The organism is Mycobacterium sp., assembly GCF_032162605.1.
In the GTDB taxonomy this organism is placed as follows: Bacteria; Actinomycetota; Actinomycetes; order Mycobacteriales; family Mycobacteriaceae; genus Mycobacterium.
Genome location: NZ_JAVROT010000024.1, coordinates 1 through 2,986, shown reverse-complemented (window position 1 = coordinate 2,986; position 2,986 = coordinate 1). Strand labels below are relative to the sequence as shown.

The 2,986-nt window shown below is 68.8% G+C and carries 3 protein-coding genes; 1 reads left to right on the top strand and 2 read right to left on the bottom strand.

Annotated elements, in window-relative coordinates; translation table 11 throughout:
* Positions 1–277: hypothetical protein (locus QOI01_RS01085; protein ID WP_526377778.1), on the bottom strand; the 277-nt coding region annotated here is incomplete at its 3' end.
* Positions 278–460: 183 nt separating this feature from the next.
* Between QOI01_RS01085 and QOI01_RS01080 the strand changes: the two genes are divergently transcribed.
* Positions 461–2,200, top strand: coding sequence for a hypothetical protein (locus QOI01_RS01080; protein ID WP_526377776.1), 1,740 nt, complete (start codon positions 461–463; stop codon positions 2,198–2,200).
* 175 nt (positions 2,201–2,375) lie between these two features.
* Here QOI01_RS01080 and QOI01_RS01075 read toward each other — a convergent pair.
* Positions 2,376–2,986: hypothetical protein (locus QOI01_RS01075; protein ID WP_526377774.1), on the bottom strand; the 611-nt coding region annotated here is incomplete at its 5' end.

Genomic DNA, 2,986 nt, shown 5'->3' with positions numbered 1-2,986 from the left:
GGACTTGCCGCCGCGACGGCGGGCCGTCGCCGTGGTTGGGCGCCTCGAAGGCGGTCTCGTCGGCGGCGCGTTGCGCGCGTAGTAGCCCGACTCCGTGCGAGCGGGCGCTGTCGAGCGCCCACGCGCGCCGGCCGTAGCCGAGCCCGTCGGTGTGTTGACGCGTCCATGCCGGCAGGAGGGCCACGCCGTCGGGAGGTGGCCGTGGCGGTGAGTTCTGTCGGGACTGATCCGACGGGTGAGACCACCGCCGCGGTGTGAGTGCGGTATGGGTATCCACGCCGATATCGCGTCAACGCGCTCTTCCCTCCCGTGTGTAGATCATGATTCGGGCGCGGGTCGAAGTCCACGGCGGCACCGAGTTTCATCGCGGACTCGGCGCCACGCCGATGCCGTCGAGCGACCCGTTGGTGGGACCGGTCCGTTCGGCTGTCCCCGGGATCCCGGCTGCTACCGTCGGGCCATGCGGAGGTTCGCGCTACGGGCAAGGCTGCGCTGGCAGGTGCCACTGGCCGGGCTTGTCGCGGTCGTCCTCCTCGCGGTGAGCGGATACGCGGTCCTCCAGTTGACGACGAGATCGGACCCGGACCAGGTCAACCGTGCGGGTCGGGTCTCGGCGGGAGTACGACCGGACAGCGGGACGCATCTCGGCATCCCCGGTGTCGTCGACCTGTACGTCCCGAAGGGCGCCGTCGCCGCACCCGTCGATGCCGGTCTCACTCTCGGCGGGGAAGACCCGCTCGGGTCCATTCCGGTCGCGTCGAGGCGGTTGCTATTCCAGACCCCGCCGATCCAGGTGGACCTGTCGGGCCGGCAGCCGCTCGTACCGGTCACCGTGACCATCACTGTCCCGGCCGGTACCGACGCACGGTGGCCGGTGCTTGTGACCAGGCACGCTGGCGAGCTGAAGTACGTATCAGGCGGCTACGACGCTGGGTCGCGGAGGTTTACCGCCCAGCTGGCCGAGCTGAGCCCGATCACGCTGGTGGACGTGTATCAGGCGGCGGTGAAGTTCATGACTGGCGTGCTGGACGTGACAGGCGTAGCGGGTCGGAAGCCGGACTGCGTGGGCAAGCCGGCCACGCTCGGGGACGGCTCCACCGTGACGGTCACCAGGCTGACCGGTACCGACACGCTCTGGCCCTGCGTATCGGTCGGCGCCGGCGACCAGGTACGCGTGGACGTGACCTCGGTGGCGGGAACGTTCTGGCGGGTGACCTCGTCCGGCGGCACATACCAGGGCGCTGGCACGGTATCCGTACCGGATACGGTCACCCAGGCCCTGTTCGAGGTCCTGGTGGCCGACCGGCGACTCGGCGAAGGTCTGATCCTGCCGCAGGGTTCGGGCAGCTGGCTGGTCGACCCGAAGGATCTGTCCCTGACGATGACGGCGAAGCTGTCCGCCGGCCTGTGGTTCGCGGAGGTCACCGCGTTCACCATCGGGTGGCTGGCGGAGGTGGGCACCGGCGGTCAGGCCGGCGCAGCTATCGACGCGTTACAGAAACTGAGCGACAAGGGATCGTGGCTGGAGTGTCTGTCGAAGGCGGCTCAGGCGGCAAACGATGGGCTGGTGGTGTCCTCGCAGTCGATCGTCGACGTGTCGAAGGCGGCGTTCACCTGCGCCGGTGTCCTCACCAGGGCGATCACCGGCGCCGAGTTGAAGGGTCTGCCAGCGCTGCTCGTCACGATCTTCGAGTCGGGCATCGCCACGATCTGGGGCGCGGTGGAGGTGAGCGCGCGCAACTTCCTGTCGATCTGGCGACCGTCGCTGACCCAGTTCGGCTGGCGGATCACGCGCGGCCAGCCCGCGTCCTCCTCCGGCGGCATCGCACCGTTCGTCGGAGAATGGCACGTACACGGTGAGAAGTTGGTGATCAACGCAGACAGAAGCGGTACGGACCTGTGGAACGCCGGGCCGTGCGGCGACAACCTCTGCACCGGATATTCCAGCATCCGTTTCACCGTCGTCGGCGATACCCTCGTGGGCACCGTCACCAGCGTGTTGTATCGACAGAATCCCGGCGGGACGATCCGCACCGATCCCGATCTGGTGGCCAACGGGCCGCAGGTGAAGGACGAACTTCGCCTCCGGGTCGCCGACACGGCCGTGCTGAAGGTGGTCGGCGACCGCCAAACGCTCGGCAATCCCTACTTCTGCGGTGCCGCCGCCAGCGCCGCATGGCATTACAAATGCAATGCGTGACCCGTGACCACCCCTATCCTCCTTGGAGCGCCACTCTTGATCGGGGATCGGGCCGAGCATCCCGTCTGACGATGCCGCTGCCGGTGACACCGGGCCGTTACCAAAGGCCTCTGCTGACTGGGGGTGCGGCATACGTGCGGGACCACAGCACCACCCATCCGGCTGACTGGCCACATCAGGGCGCTGATGTCTTCGTCTCGTGGTGTCGGTCTTTGCCAGTGCGGCCGGCATCGGGTGCCTGGGCTGCGGGGTGGAGTCGGATCCGGTAGGTCAGGTAGTCGACCGCGGGCCAGATCATGGACGGTTGCAGGATGCCGCCGGGCAGCGGCGGCGGTGGCCTTCTGGCGGGCGGCGCCGGCGGGCGGGTATCGCGCATGGCGTCGATCCCGGCGTCTACGGCGTTGCGCAGAGAGCCGGCTGGCGCAGGGAGCCGGCCAGCCAGCGTGATGAGCTGTCGTAAGCCCTCGTGCCGGTCGCGGCGGTGGTAGGTCGCGACGGCGTGTAGTGCTGCCGCGTGCCAGGCCCGCCACGAGTTGACGGGTTCGAGGTGGGTGAGTGCGAGGGCGTAGCTTTCACATGCTTGGACTGCCTCGAGGTGGTCGGCGCAAACGGCGAGGTCGGCTTCCACGGCCAGCGCGGTGGCCAGCCGCGGCCAGTCTCGTGGTTCGAGTGCGGCCGCCGCCGTGACGGCTTCGGCGTCGAACGCTGCAGCCACGTCGTGCTGCCGGTGGCGTACCTCGGCGAGCAGCACGAGCAGATCGACGCGCGATCCTTGATCGGCTACGC